Raw genomic sequence first — 17,112 nt, 5'->3', positions numbered from 1 at the left:
ATGCGACGGACCGCCCGGGCCGGTGATCCGCCGAACACCGTCGTCAGTCGGAGCTCTCGCCGCGGAGCCGGGCGCGGACCCGCTCGGCGACGTCGGCGTACCGGGCCTCGGTGCCGTGCCGGGTCGGGGAGTAGTACCGCTTGCCGTGCACCTCGTCCGGTGCGTACTGCTGGGCCGCGATGCCGCCCGGCAGATCATGCGGATACTGATAGCCCTTGCCGTGGCCGAGCTTCTCCGCGCCCTTGTAGTGGCTGTCGCGCAGATGGGCCGGGACCGCACCGGCGAGACCGCCGCGGACGTCCGCCAGCGCGGCGTCGATCGCCATGTAGGCGGCGTTCGACTTCGGCGCCAGCGCGAGCGCGATGGTGGCCTGGCTCAAGGTGATCCGGGCCTCCGGGAAACCGATCATCGCCACCGCCTGGGCCGCGGCGACCGCGGTCTGCAGGGCCGACGGATCGGCCAGCCCGATGTCCTCGCTCGCCGAGATCATCAGCCGCCGAGCGATGAACCGCGGGTCCTCGCCGGCCTCGATCATGCGCGCGAGGTAGTGCAGCGCGGCATCGACATCGGAGCCCCGGATGGACTTGATCAGGGCGCTGGCGACGTCGTAATGCTGATCGCCGTCCCGGTCGTACTTCACCGCGGCGCGGTCGACGGACTCCTCCAGGGTCTGGAGGGTGATCTCCTTCTCGCCCTTGGACAGGGCGGATCCGGCGCCGGCCTCCAGGGCCGTCAGCGCACGCCGGGCATCGCCGCCCGCGATCCGCAGCAGATGCGCCTCGGTGTCTTCGGGGAGGGTGACGGCGCCCGCGAGTCCACGCGCATCGGTCAGCGCGCGCTTGAGCAGACCGCGCAGATCGTCGTCGGTGAGCGGTTCGAGAGTCAGCAGCAGGGAGCGGGACAGCAGCGGGGAGATCACCGAGAAGTAGGGGTTCTCGGTCGTCGCGGCGATCAGGGTGACCCAGCGGTTCTCGACCGCGGGCAGCAGAGAATCCTGCTGGGCCTTGCTGAAGCGGTGGATCTCGTCGAGGAAGAGGACGGTGTCCTTGCCGTAGCCGCCCGAGGCGCGCCGGGCGCCGTCGATGACGGTCCGGACCTCCTTGACGCCCGCGGTGATCGCGGACAGCTCCACGAAGCGTTTGTTGGTCGCCTGGCTGACGACATACGCGAGGGTCGTCTTGCCGATGCCGGGCGGACCCCACAGGAAGACGGAGGACGGGCCGGCGGGACCGCCGCTGCCCTCGCCGACGAGACGGCGCAGCGGGGAGCCGGGCTTGAGCAGATGCTGCTGTCCCACCACCTCGTCGAGGGTGCGCGGGCGCATCCGGACGGCGAGCGGGGACCCCGCGGGGTCCTTCTCCTGGCGGTCTTCGGCAGCGGCGGTGAACAGGTCGGGCTCCACGCTCAAGAGCCTATGTCACCCCACTGACAACGCCCCCGGCCGCCGTCCCGGCCGGTGTCCGACCTGGGCGGCGGCCGGGGGCCGGGCGCGGGAGGGATCAGATCAGCGTGCTCCAGTACGACCACCACTTGGTGAGGATCAGCAGCGCGATCACGCCGTACCAGAGCACGGGGACGACCCAGTGGAACTCCAGCACGGTCCTGCGGAGGCCTTCGGGCGCCGGGATGATGCCGTGCTTGAGGTTGTGGACGGTGGTGTACCAGAACATCAGGATCGTGACGCACCAGGTCAGCGTGCACCACAGGCACAGCGAGTTGATGCTGTACAGCGACTGGGTCATCAGCCACATGCAGAACACGGCGCCGAGCAGCGTGCCGACGTTCAGACCGATCCAGTACCAGCGACGGTAGCGGGCGCCGGCCAGCAGGCCCATACCGACGGCGACGACCACGGCGAAGCCGACGAGGCCGGCCAGCGGGTTGGGGAAGCCGAAGACGTTGGCCTGCTCGCTCTGCATGACATTGCCGCAGGAAATGATCGGGTTGAGGCTGCAGGCCGGCTTGTAGTTCGGGTCCTTCAGCAGCTCGATCTTGTCGATGGTGATGACCCAGGCCGCCAGGAGGCCCAGCGCGCCGGTGATCACCAGGAGCAAGGCGAATCCACGGCCCGACCCGATGGTGCCCGCGCCGCTCGCGCGGTCGTCGTCGGTGGACACGTCGTCGTCAAGCGCTGTCGTCGTCATATCGCCGTTCCGTCGATCCCTTGGGAGATGAGGCTGAGCAAACGGGCCCGCGGGGACGCGGCCGCGCCTTTCATTCTGCCCCAACTCCTCGACGGCCCACCGTTCGATGAACATAAAGACGACCGGCGCCGGACCTCCGGTGCGGGCGGTATCCCGGACCGCCCGGTGCCCTGCGGCGGCGCGCTGCGGTCACCGGGGCAGCACCGGCGCACCACCGGGAGGCCGCCGGAATCATCCGGCGGAATGAACGCGCGCGCACGCCGGCGTTGACGCGACCACGCACGGGGCCCGGCCGGCTGTGTCCGCCGTCCGGGCCCCGCGCCCTGTCACTCCCCGCGTACCGGGCGCCTCTCAGCCCAGCGTGCGCCGGACCTCCTCTACCACCGCGTCCAGCGCGATCGGCGTCTGCTCGCCGCTCTCCAGATTCTTGAGCTGCAGCACGCCCTCGGCCAGGTCCCGCTCGCCCGCCACCAGCGCCAGCCGGGCGCCGGAGCGGTTGGCGGACTTCATGGCGTTCTTCAGGCCCTTGCCGCCGAACGCGAAGTCGGTGGCGATACCGGCCCGGCGCAGCTCGGTGACGGCTCCGAAGAGCACCCGGCGGGCCTCCTCGCCGAGCGGCACGGCGTACACGGCGGTGGCGGCGGGGATGTCGAGCGTGATGCCCTCCGCCTCCAGCGCGAGCACCGTACGGTCCACGCCCAGTGCCCAGCCGACGGACGGCAGCGCGGGGCCGCCGATCATCTCGGACAGCCCGTCGTAGCGGCCGCCGCCGCCCACCGCGGACTGCGAGCCGAGGCCGTCGTGGACGAACTCGAAGGTGGTGCGGGTGTAGTAATCGAGGCCGCGGACCAGCTTCTCGTCGTCCTCGTACGTCACGCCCGCCGCGGTCAGCAGCTCGCGCACCTGCTCGTGGTACGCCTTGCACGCCTCACAGAGGTAATCGCGCAGCGCGGGCGCGCCGGTCAGCTGCTTCTGGACGTACTCGCGCTTGTCGTCCAGGACCCGCAGCGGGTTGATGTCGACGCGGCGCCGGGTGTCGTCGTCCAGGTCCAGCTCGCGCAGGAAGTCCTGCAGCGCGGTGCGGTAGACCGGGCGGCACTCCTTGTCACCGAGCGAGTTCAGCAGGATGCGGAAGTCGCGCAGGCCGAGCGCGCGGTAGGCCTGGTCGGCCAGGATGATCAACTCGGCGTCCAGCGCCGGGTCCTCGGCGCCGATGGCCTCGGCACCGACCTGCGAGAAGTGGCGGTAGCGGCCCTTCTGCGGGCGCTCGTAGCGGTAGTACGAGCCGGAGTACCAGAGCTTGACGGGGAGGTTGCCGCCCTTGTGGAGGTTGGCCTCCAGCGCCGCGCGCAGTACGGAGGCGGTGCCCTCGGGGCGCAGTGCGAGCTGGTCGCCGCCCTTGGTCTCGAAGGCGTACATCTCCTTGGTCACGATGTCGGTGGACTCACCGACGCCGCGTGCGAACAGCTCGACGTTCTCGAAGCCGGGCGTCTCGATGTAGCCGTAGCCGGAGTTCTTCAGCGGGCCGGAGATCGCCTCGCGCACCGCGAGATACGTCGCGGAGTCCGGCGGAAGCAGGTCGTACGTGCCCTTGGGTGCCTGAAAGGTGCTCACGGAAAGTCTCGTCACATTCCTCGTCGCGGAGCGGCCGGGAAGCCGTCTCCGAGGCCGGCGGCCAACTCCCGCAAGTAGGGGTTGCCGGCGCGCTCGCGGCCGATGGTGGTCTGGGGGCCGTGGCCGGACAGGACGACGGTCGAGTCCTCCAGCGGCAGGCACACGCGCGCCAGCGACTGCAGGATCTCGGCGTGGTCGCCGCCCGGCAGGTCGGTACGTCCGATGGAGCCGGCGAAGAGCAGGTCGCCCGAGAAGAAGACCGGCGGAATGTCCGCCTGCTCGGGCATCCGGAACGTCACCGACCCCTTGGTATGGCCCGGGGCGTGCGCGACGGAGAACTCCATGCCGGCGAGCTCCAGCGCACTGCCGTCGGTCAGCTCCTTGACGTCGTCCGGCTCCCCCACCGTCAGGTCGCCCATGAGCTGCGCGCCGAAGGAGCGGCCGAGGGCCTTCTCCGGGTCGCTCATCATGAAGCGGTCCTCGGGGTGGATCCAGGCCGGTACGCCGTGGGCGCCGCACACCGGGACGACCGAGGCGACATGGTCGATATGGCCGTGGGTGAGGATGACCGCGACGGGCTTGAGCCGATGCTTCTTGACCGCGTCCTCGACTCCTTGGGCCGCCTGGTGGCCCGGGTCGATGATCACGCACTCCTCGCCTGCGGCGGGGGCGACCAGATAGCAGTTGGTCCCCCAGGCCCCGGCGGGGAACCCGGCAATCAGCACGTTCGTCCTTAAAGGTCGGTGGAGGTCGGCGGAGATCGGCCCGCGGGACCGTTCCTGGAACATCTCGGCAGCTCCAGAGCTTACCGGCGGCACTCCCACGGGGGCGAACCCGTATACGGTACGGCCACGGCAGACGAGAGCGATCAGGCTCAGGACAGGAGACGACCGGTGGTCAGCAGCGATCAGCGGCGGCGGCAGCTCGCCCGGGAGAAGTACGAGCGCCAGCAGCAACGGCGGGCCGTGCAACGGCAGAAGACCAAACGCCGCAATGTGATCGTCGCGTCCTCCGTCGCGCTCGTGGTGGTGGCCGGCCTGGTCGGCGCAGCCGTCGCCTCGTACGCCGGAGCCTTCACGGAGAGCGGCAAGGGCCAAGGGGCCGAGGCGGCCGACCCCTGCGGCAAGCCCGCGAAGGGCCGCCCCTCCACCCAGAAGTGGAAGAAGGAGCCGGCGATGTCGGTCGACACCTCCGCTTCCTACGACGTGACGCTGGCAACGACCTGCGGACAGATCGAGATGGAGCTGGACGCGGGCAAGGCACCGCACACGGTGAACTCCTTCGCGTTCCTCGCCGGCAAGCGCTATTTCGACCACAGCAGGTGCCATCGCCTCGTCGACCAGGGCATCTTCGTCCTCCAGTGCGGCGACCCGACCGCGACCGGCGGGGGCACGCCCGGCTACTCCCTGCCGGACGAGAACCTCAAGGACCCCGCGCTCAAGGGCGGTATCTATCCGGCGGGCACGGTCGCGATGGCCAACACCTACGACGGCAAGAACGAGAAGACCCGCAACTCCGGTGGCAGCCAGTTCTTTCTCGTCTACCAGGACAGCAAGCTGCCGGCCAACTACACACCGTTCGGGAAGATCACTGCCGGTATGGACGTACTGCAGAAGATCGCCAAGGCCGGTTCCCGGGCCGACCCGGCGACGCACAACACCGCACCGAAGGCCACCGTCGTCATCAACAAGGCGACGGTCACCAAGTCCTGACCTCCTACCTGGGACGCACCTGACCGATACCTGACCGAATGGGGGGCGTTGCGCCGTCGTCCCCGTGTGCGAACCGCGGAATTCCGGTCGTGCTGGATGCGGACAGCCGACCGCCGGTCGCCTAGATTGGCGTTGTGAGGGTGCCTGCTCCGACGGCTGCCACCCTCGCCCGCAAGACACCCGTCGGACCGGTCAGGGCGCGGCTCTGCCGGACAGAAACTGTGGACGATGCCGGGGGGCCGCACGCCCCCGTCGGCATCATGTGGAGGAGGCGCTGTGAGCAGCGACCCGTGGGGCCGCGTCGACGAGACGGGGACCGTGTACGTGCGTACCGCCGAGGGCGAGCAGGTCGTCGGATCGTGGCAGGCGGGATCTCCGGAGGAGGCTCTCGCCTACTTCGAGCGCAAGTATGAGGGCCTGGTCGTGGAGATCGGCCTCCTGGAGCGCCGGGTCAAGACCACCGACCTGTCGGCGAAGGACGCCCAGACCGCGATCGACCATCTGCGGCAGCAGGTCGACGAGCACCACGCGGTCGGTGACCTGGAGGCGCTGAGGAAGCGGCTGGACGCGCTCGTCAGCACGGTCGAGTCGCGCCGCGAGGAGCGCAAGGCGCAGAAGGCCAAGCAGAGCGACGAGGCCCGGCAGGCCAAGGAGAAGCTGGTCGCCGAGGCCGAGGAGCTGGCGGCGAGCGAGCAGTGGCGGGCGGCGGGTGAGCGGCTGCGGTCTCTGGTCGACACCTGGAAGGGCCTGCCGCGTCTGGACCGCAAGGCCGACGACGAGCTGTGGCACCGCTTCTCGCACGCCCGCTCGGCGTTCTCCAAGCGGCGCAAGGCGCACTTCGCCTCGCTGGACGCGCAGCGCGAGGAGGCCCGCAAGGCGAAGGAGAAGCTGGTCGCCGAGGCCGAGTCGCTGTCGAAGTCGACGGACTGGGGCACCACCGCCGCCCGCTACCGCGACCTGATGACGGACTGGAAGGCCGCGGGCCGCGCCCAGCGCGAGCACGAGGACGATCTGTGGAACCGTTTCCGCGGTGCCCAGGACATCTTCTTCCAGGCGCGCGGCGAGGTCTTCGCGGAGCGCGATGCCGAGCAGCAGGAGAATCTCACCCGCAAGGAGGAGCTCGTCGTCGAGGCGGAGAAGCTGCTCCCGGTCTCCGACCTGAAGACCGCGCGGGCCGCGTTCCGTACGGTCAATGAGCGGTGGGAGGCCATCGGCCATGTGCCGCGGGACGCCCGCCCGAAGATCGAGGGCCGGATGCATGCCGTCGAGCGCGCGATCCAGGAGGCCGAGGAGACCGAGTGGCGGCGGACGAACCCTGAGGCGCGGGCGCGTGCCGCGGGGCTGACCGGCCAGCTGCAGGACGCCGTCGACAAGCTGGAGAAGCAGATCGACACGGCACGGGCGGCCGGCAACAACGCCAAGGCCGACAAGCTCGGCCGGGAGCTGGCGGGCCGCAAGGCCCTGCTGGACCAGGCGCTCAAGGGCCTGGAGGAGTTCGGCGGTTGAGCGGACCCGGGTAGGGCGGACCCCCGCGCAGGCCACCCGGCCCGCGCGGGGGTTTCTGTTGTGCGCGCAGCAGGTACGGCGAGAGCCACCCGGGGCCGCTATACGGGAGCCCCGGCGCCCGGCCCGCGTTCGAGGCTGTCGAGGGCGTGCCTGAGCACCTCGCATGCCTGGCGGTGGTTGCCTGCGGCCTGCAGCAGTTCCGCCAGCCTGCGGCAGACGGTGACCGTCTCGGGTCCGAAACGCTTATGGGTCTGGCGGAACGCGGATTCAAGCGTTTCGATCGCTTCCTTCTCCCGTCCCGTCTCGGTGAGGAGTTCGGCAAGCTCGAGGTGGACGGCGACGCTGTCACCGTCGGCTTCGGGGACCCGCGCCTGGAGGACCATCCGGAGGATCGGCAGCGCGTCACGGTTGCGTCCCACGGACCGCAGGAGACGGGCGAGTTTCAACCCGGTGGACATCATCGCGACCTGGACCTCGATGTCGACCACGGGCCCGGCGGCGGTCGCTGCGGACGCCCGGGCGCGGTTGCGTACGAGCGGCAGACGGCCGACATCGTTCTCCTGGCTTCGCTGCGGACGCGGCCGGTTCTTCGAACTCAGCCTCGCTTCGAGGGCCCGGAAGAGGGTTTCCAGGTCAAGGGTCTCCGGAGCCTCGCTCACTCCGTTGGACAGCAGGTGCAGCAGCTCTCCGGTGAAGGCCGTGTTCCGCTCGCCCTCCGGCGCCAGTGCGACATGGTCGCGCGGTGACGCAGTGAGGACGTACGCGCCGTCGATCCCGGCCTGCGCAGCGAGCGCGTTGGGGCTGCTGAGCATGCGTGCGGCGCGTCCGCTGAAGCAGCAGTCCAAGATCACGATCTTGCGCCGGGCCGGAGAGGCCAGCAGCGCGGACCTCAGATGGCGGTACTCGGTCGCCGTGTAGCCGGCGCCTTCCCGCGAGCCGGTGAGCCCCAGATAGAGGTCGGCCGACTCGGAGTCCCGCAGCCCGTGCCCGCAGTAGTAGACAAGAAGGGTGTCGGTGGACTCGCGCCCCAGCGCGTAGACGGGGTCCAGGAGTTCGGCAGGCGTGCTGGGGTCGAGAACCGTTGGACAGCGCGCGGGCGGAAGTCCCCAAACCGTGGGGTCGCACAAGATGTCCGCGAGGTCCGAGGTGTTGCGCTGCACGGCCTTCAGCTGCGGAAGATGCTGGTAGGAGGACGTCCCGATCAGCACCGCCGCGGAGGCGGACGGGTCAGGAAGCTCCGTCATCGCCGCCCTGGCCCCCGGCAAGCAGCTCGGTCAGACGCCGCACGGTCTCCGGGTCCGCGTCGTACACCTCCACCCGGGCTTCACCCCTGTGCACGATGATCGAGGGGGCGCTGTGCCGCGCGGCTCGCCACTGGGCGAGGCCCGCCGCGAGCTGCGCTGCTCCCAGCCCGCCGCTGACCGTGAGCGAGATGAGATCGAGCAGCGCCCCCATGTGATCGGTGCGGGCCGGCTGCGAGCTCGCGAGCACACCGTGGGCGTACGGCCCGACCCCTTCATCAGCCTTCAGCCAGCGCAGCAGGGACCGCAGCTCGCTCTCGTCGTCGTTCGTTCCCGCGACCCGTACCTCGATCACCTTCGTCATGCCCCCACTGATTCCCTCGTCCTCGCGTCTGTCAGCTGCGGTTGTCCGGCCGTCGTCATAGGCGGCGCGCTTTCTCCCGGTCGCCGAACACGGCCTCGGCGGTCTGGTCGGCGACCCCCGAGAAAGCGGCGAGCGCCTCACCCGAGGCGCCCAGCCGGGCCAGGCACACGGCTTGCCAATAGCGACTGGTGAGTGTGGTGGGATGAGCGGCCCCGAAGGCCGGCCCGCAGACGTTGCCCACCGCCGCCAGCAGCTCGATGGCCTCCTCCAGCTCGTCGCGCAGCACCAGACCCACGGCCTCGCGCAGCCTCGCCTCTGCGGCCTCCGGGGTCATCGAGCGCAGGATCTGCTGCCGGGTCTCGACGCTGAGGCTCACGTCTGTCGAAGCGCCGTGCGGAGTCCCGCCGTACGTGGTCGGCAGTGCCGCCGGCAACGCCAAGGCGCGGTCGACGTCCACGGAGGAGAGCGAGTCCACCGAGGGGAGCGAGTCCGCGAACTGCTGCACGGCGCGGTCCCGGATCCCGCCCGTCGCCGCTTTCGCGATCAGGCGCTCCGCGTCCGGCGGGCAGTCCAGCCGCTCGATCACCTCGCCGGGCCCGGGGCGGTCGGCGGGGTCGCGGCTGAGGAGGTCGTCGACCAGCGCCGCCAAGTCGCCCGGGACGTCGGGATGATCCTGCAACGACGGCGGGCCCTCGTGCACGATGCGGTACATCGCCTGGAGAGCGCCCTCGCCGAAAGGCAGTTCGCCGGTGAGCATGACGTACATGCACACACCGACCGCGTACAGATCGGCGGGTGGCCCCAGGAGCTTCCCGGCGACCGCCTCCGGGCTCATGAACCTCGGCGTGCCGATCACGGCTCCGGTCTGGGTGATCAGGGACGTCTCCTGCATCAACAGGTGCGCGATACCGAAGTCCTGCAGGACCACCCTGCCCCGCCGGCTCAGGTGGACGTTGCCGGGTTTGATGTCGCGGTGCAGCACACCTGCCTCGTGCACGGCGCCCAGCCCCTCGCACATGCCCGCCGCCACTGCCCTGACCAGCGAGGACTCCATGGGGCCCCGCTCAGTGAGGCTCTGCAGGCTGATGCCTTCGAGCAGTTCCATCACGAGGTAGGGACGGCTGTCGATCTGGCCGAAGTCGTGGACCGCGACCGTGTTGGGGTGGGCGATCCGGGCCAGGACTTGGGCCTCGCGGCGGAATCGGTCGATCAGCCTGTCACCGGAGATGTCCGAGCGGATGAGCTTCACGGCGACCCGCCGGTCGAGTGCGGTGTCGAGCGCTTCGAACACCTGGCCCATGCCGCCCGAACCGATGGGACTCAGCACTCTGTACCGGCCGTCGATCTCGGTCCCCGTCGACACCAGTGGTGATTCCATCCGCCCCCCAAGCCCCTGCACTCTGATCATCGCCATTCCGGTCCATGCCCCGCAACCCGTTGCGCGGAATGGACCGGTATGGACAGAGCCCTACGGCCGGCGGGCCGACGTCACGCGGTAGACGTCGTACACGCCCTCCACGCCGCGTACCGCCTTCAGGACGTGTCCCAGGTGCTTGGGATCGCCCATCTCGAAGGTGAAGCGGGAGGTGGCGACGCGGTCGCGGGAGGTCTGGACGGCCGCGGACAGGATGTTGACGTGCTGGTCGGACAGGACACGGGTGACGTCCGACAGCAGGCGGGAGCGGTCCAGTGCCTCGACCTGGATGGCGACGAGGAAGACCGAGGACTGGGTGGGTGCCCACTCGACCTCCAGGATCCGCTCCGGCTGCTTGGACAGCGAGTCGACGTTGACGCAGTCCGCGCGGTGCACCGAGACGCCGCTGCCGCGGGTGACGAAGCCGATGATGGGGTCGCCCGGCACCGGCGTACAGCAGCGGGCCAGCTTGACCCAGACATCGTCGACGCCCTTGACGACCACACCGGGGTCGGCGCTGGAGCGGCGCTTGGAGCGCGGCCGGATCGGCGTCGACTCCGCGAGGTCCTCGGTGGCCTCGTCCTGGCCGCCGAGTGCGTGCACCAGCTTCTGCACGACGCTCTGCGCGGTGACATGGCCCTCGCCGATGGCGGCGTACAGCGACGAGATGTCCGGATAGCGCATCTCGTGCGCGAGGGTGACCAGTGAGTCGCCGGTCAGGATCCGCTGGATCGGCAGGTTCTGCTTGCGCATGGCCCGCGCGATGGCGTCCTTGCCCTGCTCTATGGCCTCGTCGCGGCGTTCCTTGGAGAACCAGGCGCGGATCTTGTTGCGGGCGCGGGGCGATTTGACGAAGCCCAGCCAGTCGCGGGACGGCCCGGCCCCCGGTGCCTTGGAGGTGAAGACCTCCACCAAGTCGCCGTTGTCCAGGGTCGATTCGAGCGGTACGAGCCGCCCGTTGACCCGGGCTCCTATCGTGCGGTGGCCGACCTCGGTGTGCACCGCGTACGCGAAGTCGACGGGGGTCGCGCCGGCCGGCAGCGCTATCACGTCGCCCTTCGGCGTGAAGACGAAGACTTCGTTGCGGGAGAGGTCGAAGCGCAGCGATTCGAGGAACTCGCCCGGGTCCTCAGTCTCCTTCTGCCAGTCGAGCAGCTGCCGCAGCCAGGCCATGTCGTTGACGGTGTCCTGGCCGGCGCCCTTGCCCTTGGGGATGTCCGTACGCACCTTGGAGGCGCCGGCGACGGCCTCCTGCTTGTACTTCCAGTGCGCGGCGATGCCGTACTCGGCGCGGCGGTGCATGTCGAAGGTGCGGATCTGCAGCTCGACGGGCTTGCCGCTGGGGCCGATGACCGTCGTGTGCAGCGACTGGTACATGTTGAACTTGGGCATCGCGATGTAGTCCTTGAACCGGCCGGGGACCGGATTCCATCGCGCGTGCACGGTGCCCAGCGCCGCGTAGCAGTCGCGGACGGTGTCGACGAGGACGCGGATGCCCACCAGGTCGTAGATCTCGGCGAAGTCGCGGCCGCGCACGATCATCTTCTGGTAGACGCTGTAGTAGTGCTTCGGCCGGCCGGTGACGGTGGCCTTGATCCGCGCGGCACGTAGATCCGTCTGGACCTCGTCGGTCACTATGGCCAGATACTCGTCGCGCTTGGGCGCCCGCTCGGCGACGAGCCGGACGATCTCGTCGTACATCTTGGGGTAGAGGATCGCGAAGGCGAGGTCCTCCAGCTCCCACTTGATGGTGTTCATGCCCAGGCGGTGGGCCAGCGGGGCGTAGATCTCCAGGGTCTCGCGGGCCTTCTTCTCCTGCTTCTCCCGCTTGAGATACCGCATCGTGCGCATGTTGTGCAGCCGGTCGGCGAGCTTGATGACCAGGACGCGCGGGTCCTTGGCCATCGCGACGACCATCTTGCGGACGGTCTCGGCCTGCGCGGCCTCGCCGAATTTGACCCGGTCCAGCTTCGTGACGCCGTCGACCAGCAGCGCCACCTGGTCGCCGAAGTCGCGGCGCAGGGTGTCCAGGCCGTACTCGGTGTCCTCGACGGTGTCGTGCAGCAGGCCGGCCATCAGGGTGGCCGGGTCCATGCCCAGCTCGGCGAGGATCGTCGTCACCGCGAGCGGGTGGGTGATGTACGGGTCGCCGCTCTTGCGCTTCTGGCCGCGGTGCCAGCGCTCGGCGACCTGATAGGCGCGCTCGATCTGCCGCAGCGTCGCGGACTCGATCTTGGGGTCGTTGCCCCGCACGGCCCGCAGCAGCGGTTCGAGAACGGGGTTGTACGGGCTGGAACGCTGCACGCCCAGCCGGGCGAGGCGGGCCCGTACGCGGTTCGGCGAACCCGAGCGGCCCGCCGGGGTGGGCGTCACGGGCTTGGCGGCCGGGGCCGGCGAGGCGGCGGGCTGCTCAGCCTTGGCGGGCGGGGCCGGCGAGGCGGCAGGCTGCTCGGCCTTGGCGGGCGGCTTGGGCGCGGCCGGCATGTCGGTCGGCTTGGGCGTGCTGCCGTCCGCCTTCGGCTTCGGCCGGGGCGCCGGGTCAGGAGCCGGTTCGGCCGCGGCGGCCGGGGACGCGGCGGACCGGCCGTCCTCGGCGGACGGCTCGGGCTTGGCTGTGCCGTCGGCCGCGCCCTGCTGCTCGGGCTTCGGCGCGTCCGAGGAAGCTGCGCCCGTGGCGTCGCTGGGCGTCGGCTCGTCCGGACGCGCGGCGGAGGATTCCGCCGGACGCAGTCCGGGGGAGAGCGGCTGGGCCTCGTCTGGCAAGAGCACTCCTCAAGCGATTCCGGACCACAAGACCACGAACGGGTCGGGGTGCCATGGTATCGACCCCGGCGGCGCGGCTCTCCCGCGGCCATGGCTCCGTACATGACACAGCAGCAGGGGCACCCGGATTCTTCCGGGTGCCCCTGCTGCCGATGTGGTGCGTGCGGTCCCTCAGACCGTGATCAGGGCCTCCAGCGGAGCGCCCTTCAGACCGTCCTCCAGCCGCCGGCGACCGGCGAGGAAGCCCAGCTCCAGCAGCACGGCAAGGCCCGCGACCTCGGCCCCCGCACGGCGGATGAGCTGGAGCGACGCGTCGGCCGTGCCGCCCGTGGCCAGCACGTCGTCGATCACCAGCACCCGGTCGCCCGGGGCCAGCGCATCGGCGTGGATCTCGATCTCGGCGGTGCCGTACTCCAGCTCGTAGGACTGCCCGAGCGTCGCGCCGGGCAGCTTGCCCGCCTTGCGCACGGGGACGAAGCCGATGCCGGCGCGGACCGCGACCGGGGCCGCGAGGATGAAGCCACGCGCCTCCAGGCCGACGACCTTGTCCACGCGGTGCTGTGCGCACAGGTCGGCGAACGTGTCGGTCAGCGCGCCGAAGGCCGCCGGGTCGGCCAGCAGCGGGGTGATGTCCTTGAACATCACGCCCGGCTGCGGGTAGTCCGGGACGTCCGAGATCCGGCTCAGCAGCAGCTCACGCAGCTCGGCGGAGGCGCTCATCGGCGCTTGCCCGACGGGCGGCCGCGGCCGCCCTTGCGCGAGGCGGGCTGGTTGCGCGGCCCGACGACGGCGGCGTCGTCGCCACCGTCATCGGCGACGGCGGTCGACCCGCCCTGCGGCTCGTCCTCCGCGCCCTTGGCCGCAGCCGCGGTGCGCTTGGCCTTGACCCGCTTGGCGAGCGCCTTCATCTGCGGCTCGCGCTCCTTGAAGTCGGCGACCAGCGGGGTGGCGATGAAGATCGACGAATACGCACCGGCCGCGAGACCGACGAACAGGGCGAGCGAGATGTCGTTGAGCATGCCCGCGCCCAGCACACCGCCACCGACGAACAGCAGACCGGCCACCGGCAGCAGCGCGACGACGGTGGTGTTGATGGAACGCACCAGAGTGCCGTTGATACTGCGGTTGGCGATCTCGCTGTACGTGAAGCGGGTCTGCTTGGTGATGTCCTTGGAGGCTTCCTTGAGGCTGTCGAAGACGACGACCGTGTCGTACAGGGAGTAACCAAGGATGGTCAGCAGACCGATGACCGTGCCGGGGGTGACCTCGAAGCCGACCAGGGCGTAGATACCGACCGTGATCGTGAGGTCGTGGATCAGCGCGATCAGAGCCGCTGCCGCCATCCGCCACTCGAAGGCAATGGCCAGATAGAGCACCACCAGGACCATGAAGATCCCCAGGCCCAGCCAGGCCTTGTTGGCGATCTCCTCGCCCCAACTCGGGCCGACCAGCTGGGTGTTGACGTCATTGACCGGGACGTTCAGGTCCTTGGCGAGCTCCTCCTGGACCGGCACCGACTGCTTGGTGTCCAGGCCGCTGATCTGGATGCGCAGCGCGCCGCCACCGAGCTTCTGGACGACGGCCTGATGACCGCCGGCCGCCGACTCGGCCTTGTGCTGGGCCTCCGTGGCGGACACCGAGGTCTTCGGGGTGGTGAAGACCGCGCCGCCGGAGAACTCGATGCCCATGTTCAGGCCGCGCACCGCCAGGCCGGCGATGGCCAGGATGGTGATGAGGATCGAGATGCCGTACCAGATCTTCCGCTTGCCGATGAAGTCGTAGCCGACCTCACCGCGGTAGAGCCTGGCGCCGATGTTTCCGAGCTTCGACATCTCACGCCTCCTTGGTCTCGGTGCGGGTGCTGCCGCGACGGCGGCGCAGCGGCGGCTTGGCGCCGAGCCGCTCGGGGTCCAGGCCGGACCAGGAGTGGCCCTCGTAGAAGAACCGCTTCTTCGCCAGCAGCGTCATCAGCGGCTTGGTGAAGAAGAAGACCACGACGACGTCGAGGACGGTGGTCAGGCCGAGCGTGAACGCGAAGCCCTGCACCTTGCCGACGGTGACGGCGAAGAGCACCGCGGCCGCCAGGAACGACACGAAGTCGGAGACCAGGATCGTGCGGCGGGCGCGCGGCCAGCCGCGTTCGACGGCGGGTCGCAGCGTGCGGCCCTCGCGGATCTCGTCTCTGATGCGTTCGAAATACACGATGAACGAGTCGGCGGTGATGCCGATGGCGACGATGGCGCCGCAGACAGCCGGCAGGTTCAGCGCGAAGCCGATCGCCGGGCCGAGCAACGTCATGATCGTGTACGTCAGGATCGCGGAGACCACCAGGCTCGCCAACGCCACCAGGGCGAGGCCCCGGTAGTACGCGACGAGGTAGACGACGACGAGCGCGAGGCCGATGGCGCCCGCGATGAGGCCTGCCTGCAGCTGCTCACCACCGAGCGCGGCGGTGACCGTGGTCTCGTCGACGATCTTGAAGGAGAGGGGCAGCGCGCCGTACGACAGCATGTTGCCGAGCTCCTCGGCGCTCTGCTGCGTGAAGCCGCCGGAGATGGTGGCGCTGCCGCCGTTGAGCTGCTGGCTGACGCGCGGGTCGGAGACCACGGCGCCGTCCAGGACGATCGCGAACTGGTTCTGCGGCGGCTGATTGGCGGCGAGCTTGCCGGTGACGTCCGCGAACTTCTTGCCACCGTCGGAGGTGAAGTCCATCTGGACGATCCAGCCCTGGCCGCCCTGGCTGTCGAAGACCGCCTTGGCGTCGTCGACGTCGGTGCCCTCGACACCGACCGCGCCCAGCGCGTACTTCTGCGTGCCGTCGTTCTTGCACGCCACCACCGGATCGCCGGGCTTGCTGCCGGCGGCCTTCTCACCGGCCACGGCGCGCGATGCCTTGGTGGAGCAGTCCAGCGCGTCGAGCTGCTTCTGCAGGGCCGCGGGGATCTCCGCGGCGCCCGTCGGCGGCGGGGTCGGGGCCGGGGGCGTGGAAGGCTTGGCGGAGGCCGGGTCGGTGGCCTTGGGCGGGTCGGACGGAGCCTTCTTCAGGGAGTCCGTGACCGCGCGGCCCTGGGTCGTGGGGCCGGAGGATGGCTTCGCCGGCGACGAGGCCTGCGGCTTGTCATCCTTGGCGTCCTTGCCCTTGGCGCCGCCCTTGTCGTTCTTGCCGCTCTTGGAGGGGCTCGGGGTGGGCGGCGGCGTCTTCTTCCCGGCGGTGGTGGTGAGCACCGGGCGGAAGCCGAGCTGGGCGGTGGTGCCGACCTGTTGGCGGGACTGCTTCGGGTTCGTCCCCTTGGGGATGTTCACAATGATGTGATTCTCGCCCTGGGTCTGGACCTCGGCCTCCGTCACACCCAGACCGTTGACCCGCCGGTCCATGATGGCGGCGGCGGTCTTCATGTTGGTCTCGTTGATCGCGTTGGGCTTGCCCGGCTGGTTCTCGGCCTGGAGCGTGAAGCTGGTGCCGCCCGCCAGGTCGATGCCCAGTCGTGGCGTCAGAGTGCCGGAGTAGAACATTCCTCCGACCAGCGCCACCATCACGATCAGGATCAGGAGCAGGGTGCGCCCCGGATGGCCCTGGCTCGTGGGCGCCCTACGGCCCTTGTTCGGTGCTGCCACCTTCTCGTATCTCCCTGTCCAACCACTCGGCTTCGGGTGTCTGCCGAGCGGCCACGAAGTGTTGTGGGGACATGCCCCCGCCGGAGCCTAGACCGTCCCGGAACCGCGGTGCACCGCGCGTGGGGTGCCTCCGCGGTTCCGTCCGGGCGGGACCTACTTCGCGTCGGCGCCGCCGGCCTTCTTCTCGTCCTTGGCGGCTTCGGCGTCGTCCTCCACCGCGTCCTTGGCGGTCTTGGCGTCCTCGACGTCCTTGGCGGTGGGCTCGACGGCGCCGGCGTCGTCGGCCGCGGCCTCGGTCTTGCCCAGGTCGATCTTGTCGGCCTTGTCACCCGATTCGGTGGCGGCGTCGGCGCTCGCGCCGGTCAGCGAGGAGGCGTCGTCCGGGACCGTCGGCTCGTCGCCCTTGATCGGGTCGGCACCGTCCAGGATGCGGTTGTACTCCTCGTCCGCGAGCACCGCCCCGATGGCGTTCTTGGCGTAGATGGCGTGCACGCCGGGGGCGACCTCGAGGAGTACGGACTCCTCGTGGATCTCCTTGACGGTGGCGTACATGCCGCCGATCGTGCGGACGCCGGTGCCGGGCTGCATCTCATTGCGCATCTGCGCGGCAGCCTGCTGCTTCTTCTTGGCAGACCGGGTCATCAGGAACATGGCCCCGATGAGGACGACGAAAGGGAGGAGAGTCATGATGCTCACGGGACGGAAATCCTTCGCACGACCGCGATCCGCGGTCTCATAT

Annotated in this window: 14 protein-coding genes; 2 read left to right on the top strand and 12 right to left on the bottom strand. The window is 70.0% G+C overall.

The annotated features are described in order from the left end of the window. Positions 1-43: 43 nt before the first annotated feature. The 4 genes from ACIRQ7_RS24125 to ACIRQ7_RS24110 form a co-directional block, all read right to left on the bottom strand. Positions 44-1,402, bottom strand: coding sequence for a replication-associated recombination protein A (locus ACIRQ7_RS24125; RefSeq protein ID WP_404264845.1), 1,359 nt, complete (start codon positions 1,400-1,402; stop codon positions 44-46). A gap of 97 nt (positions 1,403-1,499) precedes the next feature. Next, positions 1,500-2,144, bottom strand: a complete 645-nt coding sequence (locus ACIRQ7_RS24120; protein WP_401475026.1) for a vitamin K epoxide reductase family protein — start codon at positions 2,142-2,144, stop codon at positions 1,500-1,502. 351 nt (positions 2,145-2,495) lie between these two features. Beyond that, positions 2,496-3,758, bottom strand: coding sequence for a histidine--tRNA ligase (gene hisS, locus ACIRQ7_RS24115; RefSeq protein WP_401475023.1), 1,263 nt, complete (start codon positions 3,756-3,758; stop codon positions 2,496-2,498). 11 nt (positions 3,759-3,769) lie between these two features. Continuing rightward, the gene (locus ACIRQ7_RS24110; protein ID WP_404264844.1) at positions 3,770-4,483 is read right to left on the bottom strand and encodes an MBL fold metallo-hydrolase; all 714 of its coding nucleotides are present in this window, start codon (positions 4,481-4,483) and stop codon (positions 3,770-3,772) included. A 168-nt stretch (positions 4,484-4,651) separates the two neighbouring features. Here ACIRQ7_RS24110 and ACIRQ7_RS24105 point away from each other — a divergent pair, with 168 nt between their 5' ends. Next, entirely contained in the window at positions 4,652-5,470 is an 819-nt protein-coding gene (locus ACIRQ7_RS24105) for a peptidylprolyl isomerase (protein ID WP_404264843.1), read from the top strand. Between the two features lie 276 nt (positions 5,471-5,746). Then, the gene (locus ACIRQ7_RS24100; protein ID WP_404264842.1) at positions 5,747-6,976 is read left to right on the top strand and encodes a DUF349 domain-containing protein; all 1,230 of its coding nucleotides are present in this window, start codon (positions 5,747-5,749) and stop codon (positions 6,974-6,976) included. A 98-nt stretch (positions 6,977-7,074) separates the two neighbouring features. On the opposite strand, the gene ACIRQ7_RS24095 is transcribed toward ACIRQ7_RS24100, so the two are convergent. The 8 genes from ACIRQ7_RS24095 to yajC all read right to left on the bottom strand — a co-directional run bounded on the left by ACIRQ7_RS24095 (position 7,075) and on the right by yajC (position 17,069). After that, positions 7,075-8,220 (bottom strand): tetratricopeptide repeat protein, encoded by a 1,146-nt coding sequence (locus ACIRQ7_RS24095; RefSeq protein ID WP_404264841.1) that lies wholly within the window; start codon positions 8,218-8,220, stop codon positions 7,075-7,077. Next, a complete protein-coding gene (locus ACIRQ7_RS24090; RefSeq protein WP_404264840.1) occupies positions 8,204-8,581 on the bottom strand; it encodes a hypothetical protein in 378 nt (125 codons plus the stop codon). Before ACIRQ7_RS24090 ends, ACIRQ7_RS24095 begins: the two co-directional genes overlap by 17 nt. Before the next feature lie 55 nt (positions 8,582-8,636). Next, complete coding sequence (locus ACIRQ7_RS24085; RefSeq protein ID WP_404264839.1) at positions 8,637-9,944, bottom strand: serine/threonine-protein kinase; 1,308 nt, start codon at positions 9,942-9,944, stop codon at positions 8,637-8,639. Between the two features lie 105 nt (positions 9,945-10,049). Further along, complete coding sequence (locus ACIRQ7_RS24080; RefSeq protein WP_404264838.1) at positions 10,050-12,758, bottom strand: RelA/SpoT family protein; 2,709 nt, start codon at positions 12,756-12,758, stop codon at positions 10,050-10,052. 171 nt (positions 12,759-12,929) lie between these two features. Continuing rightward, a complete protein-coding gene (locus tag ACIRQ7_RS24075) occupies positions 12,930-13,478 on the bottom strand; it encodes an adenine phosphoribosyltransferase (RefSeq protein WP_404264837.1) in 549 nt (182 codons plus the stop codon). Then, positions 13,475-14,590: a protein translocase subunit SecF gene (gene secF, locus ACIRQ7_RS24070; RefSeq protein ID WP_404264836.1), complete on the bottom strand. Its 1,116-nt coding sequence runs from the start codon at positions 14,588-14,590 to the stop codon at positions 13,475-13,477. The genes ACIRQ7_RS24075 and secF overlap by 4 nt, the downstream gene beginning before the upstream one ends. Before the next feature lies 1 nt (position 14,591). After that, positions 14,592-16,373, bottom strand: a complete 1,782-nt coding sequence (gene secD, locus ACIRQ7_RS24065) for a protein translocase subunit SecD (RefSeq protein ID WP_404264835.1) — start codon at positions 16,371-16,373, stop codon at positions 14,592-14,594. Between the two features lie 153 nt (positions 16,374-16,526). Beyond that, complete coding sequence (yajC, locus tag ACIRQ7_RS24060) at positions 16,527-17,069, bottom strand: preprotein translocase subunit YajC (RefSeq protein WP_404264834.1); 543 nt, start codon at positions 17,067-17,069, stop codon at positions 16,527-16,529. Positions 17,070-17,112: the final 43 nt, after the last annotated feature.

The sequence above is a fragment of the Streptomyces sp. NPDC101393 genome, assembly GCF_044767385.1.
In the GTDB taxonomy this organism is placed as follows: Bacteria; Actinomycetota; Actinomycetes; order Streptomycetales; family Streptomycetaceae; genus Streptomyces.
This window is presented reverse-complemented; position numbering and strand designations above follow the sequence as displayed.